The organism is uncultured Desulfovibrio sp., from assembly GCF_949282365.1.
Classification (GTDB): Bacteria; Desulfobacterota; Desulfovibrionia; order Desulfovibrionales; family Desulfovibrionaceae; genus Desulfovibrio.
In genome coordinates, this window is the sequence record NZ_CASDOY010000056.1 from 1 (window position 1) to 13,197 (window position 13,197).

The 13,197-nt window shown below is 67.3% G+C and carries 10 protein-coding genes; 8 read left to right on the plus strand and 2 right to left on the minus strand.

The window, feature by feature from the left end; all coding sequences use genetic code 11:
• Positions 1–2,270, minus strand: a 2,270-nt coding sequence (locus tag Q1X76_RS08985; protein ID WP_300719363.1) for an insulinase family protein, incomplete at its 3' end; no start/stop codon positions are given.
• Positions 2,271–3,669: 1,399 nt separating this feature from the next.
• Between Q1X76_RS08985 and rpsB the strand changes: the two genes are divergently transcribed.
• From rpsB to Q1X76_RS09000, 3 genes are all read left to right on the plus strand, one after another.
• Positions 3,670–4,431: a 30S ribosomal protein S2 gene (rpsB, locus tag Q1X76_RS08990; RefSeq protein ID WP_300719364.1), complete on the plus strand. Its 762-nt coding sequence runs from the start codon at positions 3,670–3,672 to the stop codon at positions 4,429–4,431.
• A gap of 211 nt (positions 4,432–4,642) precedes the next feature.
• Positions 4,643–5,497, plus strand: coding sequence for a translation elongation factor Ts (gene tsf, locus Q1X76_RS08995; RefSeq protein ID WP_300719366.1), 855 nt, complete (start codon positions 4,643–4,645; stop codon positions 5,495–5,497).
• Positions 5,498–5,692: 195 nt separating this feature from the next.
• Positions 5,693–7,348 carry a transporter associated domain-containing protein gene (locus tag Q1X76_RS09000; protein ID WP_300719368.1) on the plus strand — a complete coding sequence of 552 codons (1,656 nt, stop codon included), beginning with the start codon at positions 5,693–5,695 and terminating at the stop codon, positions 7,346–7,348.
• A gap of 736 nt (positions 7,349–8,084) precedes the next feature.
• Here Q1X76_RS09000 and Q1X76_RS09005 read toward each other — a convergent pair.
• The gene (locus Q1X76_RS09005) at positions 8,085–9,236 is read right to left on the minus strand and encodes an AI-2E family transporter (RefSeq protein WP_300719370.1); all 1,152 of its coding nucleotides are present in this window, start codon (positions 9,234–9,236) and stop codon (positions 8,085–8,087) included.
• A gap of 412 nt (positions 9,237–9,648) precedes the next feature.
• Here Q1X76_RS09005 and pyrH point away from each other — a divergent pair, with 412 nt between their 5' ends.
• The 5 genes from pyrH to Q1X76_RS09030 all read left to right on the plus strand — a co-directional run.
• Positions 9,649–10,365: a UMP kinase gene (gene pyrH, locus Q1X76_RS09010; protein WP_300719372.1), complete on the plus strand. Its 717-nt coding sequence runs from the start codon at positions 9,649–9,651 to the stop codon at positions 10,363–10,365.
• A gap of 136 nt (positions 10,366–10,501) precedes the next feature.
• Positions 10,502–11,062: a ribosome recycling factor gene (gene frr / locus Q1X76_RS09015; RefSeq protein WP_300719374.1), complete on the plus strand. Its 561-nt coding sequence runs from the start codon at positions 10,502–10,504 to the stop codon at positions 11,060–11,062.
• Positions 11,063–11,199: 137 nt separating this feature from the next.
• Entirely contained in the window at positions 11,200–11,922 is a 723-nt protein-coding gene (locus Q1X76_RS09020; protein ID WP_300719376.1) for an isoprenyl transferase, read from the plus strand.
• Positions 11,912–12,724: a phosphatidate cytidylyltransferase gene (locus tag Q1X76_RS09025; RefSeq protein WP_300719378.1), complete on the plus strand. Its 813-nt coding sequence runs from the start codon at positions 11,912–11,914 to the stop codon at positions 12,722–12,724. Before Q1X76_RS09020 ends, Q1X76_RS09025 begins: the two co-directional genes overlap by 11 nt.
• Before the next feature lie 383 nt (positions 12,725–13,107).
• Positions 13,108–13,197 (plus strand): nucleotidyltransferase family protein (locus Q1X76_RS09030; protein WP_300719379.1); only part of this gene is annotated, 90 nt, incomplete at its 3' end.

The following is a 13,197-nucleotide window of genomic DNA, read 5'->3' on the forward strand; positions in this document are numbered from 1 at the left end:
AGGCCGGCGGCCTGCCGCTGCGCGGCGGCCAGACCGGCGCTCTCGGCCGTGCAGTCCACCAGGGCGCCGGGCGCGGCCACGATGAGGCGGCGCAGCTCGTCCAGATCGGCCAGCAGGCTGTCGGGATCGCTGTCCAGACGCTGCAGGTGCCCGCGCACGGCCATGAGCTGGCTGATGCCCGACAGGCGCTCGGCCAGCAGGCCCGAGGGCGTGAAGTGGGCGCGCAGGCGCGAGCCCACGGCCGCATGGCCGGCGGCCACCAGACCGTGTTCCAGGCGGGCCTTGTCTTCCAGCAGCATCTGGCGCAGGCGCTCCAGGCGCACGTCGCGGTCCGTCGAAGGCTCCAGCAGGATCTCGCGGAAGATGTCGAACAGGTCGGGCAGCTTGTCATAGACGGCCTTGCCCGCCACGCTCAGATATTTGACCAGGCCGCGTTCCCCCCGGGTGGTGGCCAGCAGGGGATCGGCGCCCACGCCGCCGGTCTTGGCGGCCATGCGCGCGCCCAGTTCGCTGAAGTCGCGGCGGGCGGTGCCCACTTCGGTGAGGCCGCGGGCGAAGAGGGGCAGCAGGGGCTCCAGACGGGCCGGGACGGCGTCCAGGGGCAGGAGCAGGGCCGTATAGGCGATGCCGCTGGTGGGCAGCTCGTGGGCCAGCCAGGTCCGGCCGCCGGCCAGCTCCGCCTGCGCGCAGGGCACGGGCGTGTTGCGCAGGGGCAGGGCGTCCATGCCCAGGCTGGGGATGGTGGCCAGGGCCTCGGGGCTGTCCGGGGCCTCCTGCGCGGCCTGCAGGCGGCGGGTGGCGTCCACCAGCGCCTGCCGTTCCGCGTCGGAGCAGGCCGCGTGCACGGCGGCCAGGCGGGTGGCCTCGCGTTCCTCGCGCTCCCCGGCCAGACGGGCGTCGGGCAGCAGCACCACGGTGGCGCGGTGTTCGTTGTCGAGGAAATGCTCGCGGATGGCCTGCTCGAAGAGCTTTTCCCCGGCGGCCAGACGGGCCTTGATCTCGGCCAGCGGGCCTTCCCAGGCCAGCGGGGCCAGCGGGTCGCCGTCATAGAGCCAGGTGGACAGGGCCTGGATCATGGCCGAGAGCCCGCGCGGGAAGCGGCCGGAATTGTTCTCGCGGTAGGAGAACTCCACGCTGTTGACGGCGGCTTCCACGGCGGCGGGGTCGATGCCGTCCTCGGCCAGGGCGGCCAGGGTGTCGAAGATCAGCAGCTCGGCCTGCTGCACCTTGCGCGGGTCCACGCCCTTGAGGCCGGTGGAATAGTACATCTGGCGCAGGTCGGTCTCCAGGCCGCAGCCGGTGGTGTCCTCGCCCAGACCGGAGCTGATCAGGGCCTTGCGCAGGGGCGAGCCGGGCAGACCTTCGAGGATGTGTTCCAGCATCTCCATGAGCAGGGCCTGATGCACGTCGCCGCGTTCGCCCAGCAGCCAGTTGACCGTGAACAGGGCCGTTTTCTGGCCGTCGGTGGCGGCGTAGGGCACTTCCATCTGCCGGGGCGTGCCGCGCCGGGGCTGCAGGGGCACGGCGGAATCCACCTGCCGGGCCGTGTAGCCCTGCAGGGCCGCGGCCACGATCTCCAGGCGCTTTTCTTCCGGGTCGTCGCCCCAGAAGAAGAAACGCGCGTTGGAGGGATGGTAGTAGCGGCTGTGGAAGTCGCGGAAGGCCGCGTAGGTCAGGTCGGGGATGACCTCCGGGTTGCCGCCGGAGTCCAGGCTGTAGAGCATGTCCGGGAAGACGGCCTGCTGGCTCTGCTCGGCCAGCACGGAGTCGGGCGAGGAATAGGCGCCCTTCATCTCATTATAGACCACGCCCTTGTAGGTCCAGGGGCCTGCCGTGTCCCCGGCCTCCACATGCCAGCCTTCCTGGCGGAAGATGTCCTCGCTGATGCGGGGGTGGAAGACGGCGTCGATGTAGACGTCGATGAGGTTGTAGAAGTCCTGCAGGTTGGCGCTGGCCACGGGGTAGCAGGTCTTGTCCGGGAAGGTGAAGGCATTGAGGAAGGTCTGCAGCGAGCCCTTGAGCAGTTCCACGAAGGGTTCCTTGACCGGGTACTTGTCGGAACCGCAGAGCACGGAATGTTCCAGGATGTGGGCCACGCCCGTGGAGTCCGTGGGCGGGGTGCGGAAGCTGACGCCGAAGCACTTGTTCTCGTCGGCATTGCTGACCGAGAGCAGCTGCGCGCCGGTGACGCCGTGTTTCCAGAGACGGGCCGTGCCGCCCACTTCGTGCAGGCGGCGTTCGGTGACGAGTGCGAAACCATGACTGTTCATGCGGGATCCTTTCAGGGAAGGTTCGTTGATGGCATTCATATCGTTGGGCTATACTATGGAGCCCCCCGCTTTGCAAAGAGCGTGCTGCGCCCGGCGGCGACCGGGGAACGGCCGTGAGGGAGCGCGCGGCACCGGGGAAGGCTTTTGGGGCGTCCGCGAGGATGCGCGGGCAGGTGGCACGGGCGCGCGGCCGCGTCCCCGCACAAAGGCCCGAAGCCGGGGCCGGCTGCCGATGGGGCGGGTCCCCATCCCCGTGGCCGACCGGCCCGGGGAGCGACGTGTCCGTCCACGCGCTCCCGTATCCGGCGCAGGCTGCCGGATGCCGGCGCAAACGCATCGTCCCTGTCCATGCGCTCCCGTATCCGCCGCTCCGTGGGACAGGCCGTGCCGGTGCGGCGGCGGAGCGGACTGTCCAGAAAACATGCAGCCACGCGCCGCAGGGAGGGCGGGCGTCCAATTTTTATACAACCTGCCGGGATGGCAGGAAAAAACTGTTTAATTTCTGTACAGCCCGCCGGAGAGGCCGGGGCACCCGGGCAGAGAAATTTTTATAACATATTGGTAAAAAAGAATAAAATAATATTGGCACGGCCGTTGCTATACCCGGAACAACAACGGCATCGTCCAGGACAGGCCCGTCGGCCTGCCACCGCTACGGGGACAGCGCCGACCAGATATACCGTGCCATACCGTCTTCTTCCTTACAGGGAGGTCCGTCATGCAACAGAGCCGTTTTTCCACCGTCCGCCCCGGCGCCGCAGCCGCATGGCCTTCCTGCTGCTTCGGCCGGCGACAGGCCGCGGCGCAGCGGACAGCCTGACGGACCTCCCCTTCCCCCAAACCTTCTTCCTCCGTCCCGCCTGTCCCCCCTGCGGGCGGGACGGAATCAGGATATACCGACCTTCCTCCTTCCTCCTCCTGAAACAGACCCCTTCCCGGCCGGCTCGTCCCTCCTTCGGAGCCGGCCGGGAGCCCGGGCCCCGGAACAGTTTTCACACCAGATCCCCGGTACGGGAGAACCCACGGACCCGGCCGCGCGCCGCGTCGCGACCCCGGTACCGGTATCGGCCACGGAACGGCAGCAGCCCCTGTCATGAGGCCAGCAAGCGCTGACAGGCACCGCCGCAGTCTTCCCCGGTCAGGCCCCCCTTGCGGGGGCCTTTCTTTTTGCCCGCGGCCTTTCTTTGGCCTCCCGGCCTGCCGGGGCTTGCCATTTGCGGGCTTTTGGTCTATGGAAGCTCGTTCATCGAAGCACACTCCGGCAGCGGCCCGGGGTGCCCGGCAATGCGCTGCGGCGCATTTTTCGTTGCCGACCGGCCAGGGGGCCGGAGCGGCGGCGGGCCGGGTTGCAGGGTCAGGGCCGGTGTGGAAGATCACAACCCTTTTGGAGGATTGGAAAATGGCTTACGTCAGCATGAAGCAGATGCTGGAAACCGGCGTGCATTTCGGTCATCAGACCCGTCGTTGGAACCCCAAGATGCGTCCCTACATCTTCGGCGCCCGCAACGGCATCCATATCATCGACCTGCAGCAGACCGTGAAGCTGTTCCGCGTGGCCTATGACAAGGTGGTGGACACCGTGGCCAAGGGCGGCAAGGTGCTGTTCATCGGCACCAAGCGCCAGGCCCAGGAAGCCGTGGCCGCCGAAGCCACCAAGGCCAACCAGTTCTATGTGACCAACCGCTGGATGGGCGGCACCCTGACCAACTTCGTCACCATCCAGAAGAGCGTGGAACGCCTGAAGAAGCTGGAAGGCATGTTCGCCGACGGCAGCATCAACCGCTACCAGAAGAAGGAGATCCTGCTCCTGGAACGCGAGATGCAGAAGCTGGAACAGACCCTGGGCGGCATCAAGAACATGGATCGCCTGCCCCAGCTGGCCTTCATCATCGACCCCCATCGCGAAGACATCGCCGTGAAGGAATGCCGCAAGCTGGGCATCCCGATCGTGGCCGTGACCGATACCAACTGCGACCCCGATGTCATCGACTACATCATCCCCGGCAACGATGACGCCATCCGCGCCATCAAGCTGTTCGTGACGGCTTTCTCCGAAGCCTGCCAGGAAGGCGAAGCCCAGATGAAGGACGGCGCCGTGGCCGAAGCCAACGCCGAAGAAGCCATGCAGAAGGCCGCCGAGACCGAAGCCGCCGCCGAGTAGTCACGGCGGGGCCTCTGGCCCCGGGGCGCCTGCCGGCGCCCGCGTCCGCGGGAACGTCCGGCGGACGAGAGCGGAAGCGGAGCCGCAAGGCCCCGGATCCCCATGCTTCCATGTGGTGGCGGCGCGGCCAGCGGGCTGTGCCGCCACCCTGCGCACTGCGCGATCTTTTTGAATCTTGCTCCGGCCCAGGCCGGATACACAGGAGAATACAATGGCTATTTCCGCCGCTATGGTGAAGGAACTGCGCGACAAGACCGGCGCCGGCATGATGGACTGCAAGAAAGCCCTGGTGGAAGTGGAAGGCGACCTGGAAAAGGCCGTCGACTGGCTGCGCCAGAAGGGCATGGCCAAGGCCGCCAAGAAGTCCGGCCGCGCCACCAGCGAAGGCCTGGTGATGGCCGCCGTGAGCGCTGACGGCAAGACCGTGGCCATGTCCGCCCTGCTTTGCGAGACCGACTTCGTGGCCCGCGGCGAACAGTTCGAAGCCCTGGCCGCCAAGGTGGCCCAGAGCGTGCTGGACAGCGATCCCGCCGACGCCGAAGCCCTGAAGGGCCTGGTGGGCGAAGACGTGACCCAGCTCATCGCCTCCGTGGGCGAGAACATGCAGCTCGGCAACTTCACCCGTCACACCCGCAACGACAACGAAGTGATCGGCCAGTACATCCACGCCAACCGCAAGATCGGCGTGCTGGTGGACCTGGCCTGCGACAGCGCCGAGACCGCCGCCAAGCCCGAAGTGCAGGAACTGGCCAAGAACGTGGCCATGCAGGTGGCCGCCACCAATCCCATGGCCCTGGACGGCGCCAGCCTGGATGCCGCCGCCATGGAACGCGAACGTGAAGTCTACCGCCAGAAGGCCCGCGAAGAAGGCAAGCCCGAGCAGATCGTGGAAAAGATCGCCGAAGGCGCCGTCAAGAAGTTCCAGAAGGAAGTCTGCCTCATGGAACAGGCCTACATCCGCGACGACAAGAAGAGCATGAACGACGTGGTGCGCGAAGTGGCCAAGACCGTGGGCGGCGACATCAAGGTCGCCGGCTTCAGCCGCATCCAGCTGGCCGCCGAATAGGCTGTCCGTACGATGATCCCAGGAGGGGCTCCGGCCCCTCTTTTTTTTTGCTTTTTTTTCAGGACCGGCGTCCGTGCCGACGCTTTGCTGACGCCTTGGGGGCTACGCTGCTTCCAAACAGTCCGGCATGCGCAACGGGGACGGAAGGCCGGTCCGATTCGTCATCAACCTGCCGCAAGGAGGCGGAACGCTCCCATGTGGGATTTCTCGTGGATCGCCGATCCCTCGGCCTGGGCCGGGCTGGGCACCCTGATCGTGCTCGAGGTCGTGCTGGGCATCGACAACCTCGTCTTCATCTCCATCCTCACCTCGCGCCTGCATTCGCAGGCCCAGCGCCGCCGGGCTTTCCTGACCGGTCTGGGGCTGGCCCTGCTCATGCGCCTGGTGCTGCTTTCCGCCATCGCCTGGATCGTCAGCCTGACGGAGCCCCTGGTCACGATCTTCGGCAAGGCCTTTTCCTGGCGCGATTTCATCCTCATGGGCGGCGGCATCTTCCTGCTGCTCAAGGGCACCATGGAACTGCACGAACGCCTGGAAGGCGGCATGGCCGAATATTCCTCGGCCCCCACACGCTCCGGCTTCTGGCAGGTCATCATCCAGATCCTGGTGCTGGACGCCGTCTTCTCCCTGGATTCCATCATCACCTCGGTGGGCATGGTGGACCATATCCCGGTGATGATGCTGGCCGTCATCGTGGCCATGGCGGTCATGGTCATGGCCGCCGCGCCCCTGACCAGCTTCGTGGAGCGCCACCCCACGGTCATCATCCTTTGCCTGGGCTTTTTGCTGATGATCGGCCTGAGCCTGCTCATGGACGGCCTGGGCTACCACATCCCCAAGGGCTATCTCTACGCGGCCATCTGCTTCTCGGTGCTGGTGGAGATCTGCAACCAGATGGCCCTGCGCAACCGGCGCAAGCGCATCAGCATGCGCGACATGCGCGAATCCATGGCCATGGCCGTGCTGGGCCTTCTGGGCGGCGGCCGCCCCGGAGAGGAAGAAGCCCGGCGCGACGCTGCGGCCCTGGCCAGCGAGAGCGAGGGCCAGCCCCTGTTCGAGCCTGAGGAGCGCGACATGGTGGCCCGCGTGATCCGCCTGAGCGGCCGCACGGCCCGCTTCATCATGACCCCGCGCCACCGGGTGCGCTGGCTGGACAGCGGCGCCGACTACGCCACGGCCTGCCGTTTCGCCAGCGAGAGCCTCTCCCCCTGGCTGCCGGTGCTGGACCCGGACAGGGACGAGGTGCTGGGCGTGATCCATACCGGGGACCTGGCGGTGCTGACGCCCGGCGCGACGCCGGCGGGCCGGGGAGCGTCCGGCGCGGCCCCCGAAAAGATGGCGGCCCCGGCGTCCGGTCCCGGCATGCCCGCGGCGCAGGACGGCGAAGACGCGCAGGGCTGGAGCATCCTGCCCCTGCTGCGACCCGCGCCCACGGTCTTCGAGCACGCCTCCCTGACCGAGATGCTGGAGACCTTCCGCGAGGAGCCCACGCCCCTGGCCTTCGTGCGCGATGAATACGGCAGCGTGGTGGGCTGCATCACGCCCACGGATCTGGTGAGCGTGCTGGCCGGGCAGATGGGCGACATGCCCGCGGGCCCCGAAGCCTGCCGCCAGCCCGACGGCTCCTGGATCATGCCCGGTCGTCTGACCGTGGACGCCGTGACCTCGTGGTTGGGCATCCATTTGCCGCCGCGCAGCTCCTCGGCCACTCTGGCCGGCCTGCTGCTGGAGGCCCTGGGCCATATCCCGCACGAAGGGGAGCGGGTGCGCATCCAGGGCTGGCGAATGAAGATCGTGAAGATGGACGGCAACCGCATCGACCAGGTGCGGGTGCGCCGTCTGGAACATTAGCTGTTCCGGCGCAGCCGCGGCCTGATGTGTCCCGCAGCCCGGCCGGGGGCGGGCGGCCCGAGTGTCCCGGGCCCCCGCGCAGCCCCTGCAGCGGCCGCGACCGCCTGCCGCCGGAACAGCGGGAATTTTCGGAAGAAGGCAACAGGTTCTCCTCCTTTCCCTCGTCCCTTCTTCCGGTGCGGCGGCTGTGGGAGGCCGCCGTACACGGGGACGGGTGCCGTGATCCCGTCCCCTATTTTTTCGCCGCTTGCAGGACGTGAAAGACCACCCGCGTGCCGGGTGGTCTTTCACCGTCCGTGCTCCGGGGGATGCTGTCCCGTCCGAAGCGTCCGCGCTCCGGGACTGTGCTGTCTGGCGCTGTGCCGCCCGGGGCGATGTCTTGCAACGTCGTGCCGTCACGGAGCATCCCCGTGTGGGGCGCTGTCACCCCGCGCTGCCCCGTACGAAGGCGCAGCGTCCGGGACGCTGTTTCCCAGGGGCGTGCCGCGCCGGGGCCATGCCGTCCCGTCGCGCCTCCCGTCTGGAACGCTGCCGTCCCGGAGCCGTGCGCGCGCCGGATCAGGGCGTGCCGATACCGGCCGCAGCGTGTTCGGGGGGAAGGGGAAGCCCGCATCCTTTCCCCGGCGCGCTTTCCCAGATGAGCGCGGGAGCCTGCGGCACGCATCCTGTACCGGACGTGCCTGGCCGATATCCCCTGTTTATTTGAAATGGATTGTAAAATTTGTGTCGATACGCCCTATGCCGTGTCGCCGCGCCGCCCGTCCCCGTCCGCAGCCTTGTCGCCTGGCGCTGTGCCGTCCGGGGCCGTGGCCTCCGGGGCGCTGCCGTCCAGACTCAGGGGCGGCTTGAATTCGTCCATGAAGATCTTCCAGACCGTCACGAAGAGTACGGCCAGCATGGGGCCGGTCACGAAGCCGTCCATGCCGAACAGCGAAAAACCGCCCAGGGTGGAGAGCAGGACCATGAAGTCGGGAAGCTTGGTGTCGCGCCCCACCAGGACGGGGCGGAGGATGTTGTCCGCCAGGCCGATGACGAACACGCCGTAGGCCAGCAGCACCACGCCGGACACATGGTCGCCCGTGAGCAGCAGATAGACGGCCACCGGCGCCCAGACCACGCCCGCGCCCACCACGGGGATGAGCGAGAGCAGGGTCATGACCACGCCCCAGAGCACCGGGGCCTTGATGCCCAGGATCCAGAAGATCAGGCCGCCCAGCGCGCCCTGGGCCATGGCCACCAGCAGGCTGCCCTTGACCGTGGCGCGCAGCACTTCGGCGAACTTGGCGAAGAGCAGGTTCTCGCGGTGGTCGCCGAAGGGCAGGGCCCGGATGAGCAGCACGCGCAGCTGCTGGCCGTCGCGCACCAGGAAGAAGGCCAGATAGAGCACGATGCAGAGATCGACGATGAACGTCACCGTGCTGCCGCCCAGGGCCACGGTATTGCGCGCCACCAGCCCGCTGATCCTGACCGCCAGCTCGGAAAGTTTCTGGTTGATGACCTCCGGCCCGTAGCCGTAGCGGGTCAGCCATTCCTGCACGCCGGGCGCCACCTGGCGCAGTTTTTCCAGGGTCTCGTGGATGTCATGGCCGCCGGCGGTCAGGCGCGCGTACAGGCTGGCCGCCTCGTTGATGAAGGTATAGAAAATATAGGCGCAGGGCACGATGATGAGCACTAGGCTCAGGAGCACGCAGGTCAGGGAGGCCAGATTGCGCCCCAGACGGCCCCGCCGCTGCAGGGCGTCATAGACCGGCGTGGCGAGCAGGGCGATGACGATGCTCCAGAAGATCACGTCGAAGAAGGGACGCAGCATCCAGAGGAAGGCCAGGGAAACGCCGGCCAGCAGCAGGAGGAAGGCGCGGTCCTCAAAACGGTTGGTGCATTCGAGCATGGAGACTCCTTGCCGGATCCGTGACCGGCTTCGGTTCGGGATATTTTCCCGATAGCGCAAAAGCCGGAGCCAGGCAAATGTGCCGGGCCCGACGTGCAGGGTCCCCCCCGCGCACGGCCCCGTGCCCGCACGGCGCGCACATCACCACATGCCCCCATGCCGCCGGTGAACACGGCCCCGTGCCGCACGGTTCGGCCCTCCTTCCTCCTGACGTCATGCGCCGGCTTTGGCCCGCGCCCTGTGATGCCCCGGCCGGAAGCCCGCACGGCGGGGAGGGGCCGGGAAAAAGGCTTTGAGATAGTGATATTTTTTGCTAGAGTAAAAAGAGCGCGTCCGAATGCCCGCTGTCATGGCGCCGGACGATCCCGGAAAGCAACGGCCGGTACCACCGGCTTCAACCAAGGCGGAACTCATGGCTGAACTCAAGTACAAGCGCGTGCTGCTCAAACTGAGCGGCGAGGCCCTGGCCGGACAGCAGAAAACGGGTATCGATCCCGAAACCGTGGGCACCATCTGCAAGGAGATAGGCGGCCTGCTCGACATGGGCGTGGAACTGGCCCTGGTCATCGGCGGCGGCAACATCTTCCGCGGCCTTTCCGGTTCCGCCAAGGGCATGGAACGCTCCTCCGCCGACTATATGGGCATGCTGGCCACGGTGCTCAACGCCCTGGCCGTGCAGGACATGCTGGAAAAATTCGGCTATCCCACCCGCGTCCTGTCCGCCATCGACATGCAGGAAGTGTGCGAGTCCTTCATCCGGCGTCGCGCCCTGCGCCATCTGGAAAAGGGCCGGGTGGTCATCTGCGCCGCCGGTACCGGCAATCCCTATTTCACCACCGACACCACCGCCGCCCTGCGCGGCATGGAACTGCAGTGCGACGCCATCATCAAGGCCACCAAGGTGGACGGCATCTACGACAAGGACCCCGCCAAGTATCCCGACGCCGTCAAGTACGACAGCCTGAGCTATGACGAGACCCTGTCCCGCCATCTGGGCGTCATGGACGCGGCCGCCTTCGCCCTGGTGCGCGACAACAACGTGCCCATCATCGTCTGCCGCATGCTGGGCGGCGACATCCGCCGCGCCGTGCTGGGCGAGCAGGTGGGCACCATCGTGCATGACTGCTAGGGACGGGCGCCGTCCCCCGTCCGCCGTCGGATTTTCGGCCGCAGGGCGCCGGAAGACAGGCAGCGCGCCGCATGGGGCCGCGCAGTCTGTGCCCGGGCCCCGGTCATTCTGCAACACACGTCCGCAAGGAGATTTTATGGATATCGATACCATCCTGCTCGATGCCGAGGAACGCATGGAAAAAGCCATGGCCGCCCTGGAGCGCGACTTCCAGAAACTGCGCACCGGTCGCGCTTCCACCGCCCTGGTGGACGGCATCAAGGCCGACTACTACGGCACCCCCACCCCCATCTCCCAGATGGCCTCCGTGGCCGTGCCCGACAGCCGCACCATCACCATCCAGCCCTGGGACAAGGGCGGCATCTCGGTGGTGGAAAAAGCCATCCTCAAGTCCGACCTGGGCCTGACCCCGGTCAATGACGGCCGCATCATCCGCATCAGCATCCCCCCGCTGACCGAGGAACGCCGCAAGGAACTGGTCAAGGTGGCCCGCAAGTACACCGAAGACGCCAAGGTGGCCGTGCGCAACGTGCGTCGCGACGCCAACGACTCCCTGAAGAAGCTGGAAAAGGAAAAGTCCATCACCGAGGACGAACAGAAGAAGGCCGAAGCCGACGTGCAGAAGCTGACCGACAAGTTCGTGGCTGATGCCGACAAGCGCAGCCAGGCCAAGGAAAAGGAGATCATGGACATCTAGCGTCCATCCCCGGGAGCGCCCGCGCGCTCCCGGACGTTTTTCCTGCGGCCCGGCCAGCCCCTGGGGTCCCGGGCCGCGCTCGTTTCCGCCGCGCGTCGCCTGTTGCGCGTCGCGCCGTGACGGCGCAGAGAGGAGCCATGAGCGAGATCCTGACCCATCTTCCCGTGCATCTGGCCATCATCATGGACGGCAACGGCCGCTGGGCCCAGGCGCGCGGCCTGCCGCGCGAGGCCGGGCACCGTGCCGGGGCCGAGACCGTGCGCACCATCGTGACCGAATGCCGCCGTCTGGGCATCCGCCACCTGACCCTGTACACCTTTTCCAGCGAGAACTGGTCGCGCCCCAAGGCGGAAGTCTCGGCCCTGTTCTCCCTGCTGCTGGAATTCCTGGGCCAGGAAGTGCCCCGCATGGAGCGCGAAGGCATCCGCCTGAACATCCTGGGCGACATGGAGGCCCTGCCCCTGGCCGCCCGCACGGCCCTGCGCCACGGCCTGCGCCGCACGGCGGCCAATACGGACATGGTGCTCAATCTGGCCCTCAACTACGGCGGCCGCGCCGAACTGGTGCGCGCCGTGCGCTCCATGATGGACGAGGGCCTGCGCCCCGAAGACGTCACCGAACAGAGCCTGGCGGACCATCTGTACACCGCCGGCCAGCCGGACCCCGATTTCCTCATCCGCACCAGCGGAGAACAGCGCCTGAGCAATTACCTGCTCTACCAGTGCGCCTACAGCGAGTTCTATTTTACGCCCACGCCCTGGCCCGACTTCGGCGTGGAGGCCCTGCACGAGGCCCTGGCCGTCTATGCCGGACGCTCGCGCCGATTCGGGAAAACCCAGGAGCAAATCAATGGCCGTTGATCACGCCACCGATATCCGCCGCATCATCACCGGCCTTGTGCTGGCCGCCATCGTCATCGCCGCCCTCGTCCTGCGCGGCTGGGTGCTGCTCGCCGTCATCCTGCTGGTGGCGGCGCTGGGCCTGTGGGAATTCTTCTCCCTGTTCTGGGGCAACAAGCGCATCCCCAGCCGCATCTGCGCCATCGCCCTCGGCTGGGGCATGCTCTCCCTGACCTGGGCCCACCGCACGCAGGACGCCCTCGTCTGTCTGGGCGCGGGCTTCGTGCTGGCGGCCATGAGCTTCCTCTTCCGCTGGAACGTGGTGGAAGAAGACGGCGTGCCCGCCTTCGCCGCCAGCGGCATCTTCATGGCCGGGCTGGCCTACATCCCCCTGCTCCTGCTGCCCGCCACCTACCTTTCCACCACCAAGCTGGTCTTCGTGCTGGCGGCCGTGGCCATCTCCGATACCGCCGCCTACTTCGTGGGCACCCGCTTCGGCCACCACAAGCTCTGGCCCCGCGTGAGCCCCAACAAGAGTTCCGAAGGGGCCGTGGGCAGCCTGGTGGGCTGCGTCATCTTCTGCACCATCTACGGCGCGGCCTTCGGCAGCGCCAGCTGGTGGGCCTTCATCCCGCTGGGCGTGGCCATCAACGCCTTCGCCCAGGTGGGCGATCTGTTCGAGTCCGCCCTCAAGCGCTCGGTCAACGTCAAGGACTCCAGCAACCTGCTGCCCGGTCACGGCGGCATCCTGGACCGCGCGGACAGCGTGCTTTTCGCCATGCCCATGTTCGCCGTGGTGGACCAGTGGTTCTTCTTCTTTTAGCGGCTGCGCCGCCGGCAGCTGAGGGGGATGCCGGCAGCCCGCTGTAAGTCCTCCGTTCGGTACGGGGCCGGTCTTCACAGGAAGGCCGGCCCCTTTTGCGTTTTAGGGGAGGGGAGCTGCGCAGTGGCGCCTGCGCGACGCGGCGGCAGGGGGCCGGGGCTTGGGCAGCCCCAGGCCCCCTGCACCCCCTGCCCCGCCTTGATCCCCGGTGCCGTGACGGCGCGCCGAGGCGGGCGGCACAGCGCCTTCGGCGCACGCCGCCAAATCGTCGCGCTCAAATCATGAAGAAGGAGCGCGGTGAAGCACGGGCCTGACGCTGTTCCCGTTCGTGGCCGGGCACAGTGTGCGGACACGGGGGTGGAGAAAAGGCAAAGCCGGCATCAGTGGCGGTAATGAGCGGCAACTTTGTACAGCGGGGCGAACCGGCGATTTTTGACAAGTGGACGCGAACCAGAGCAGCGTTGCTCAACGGC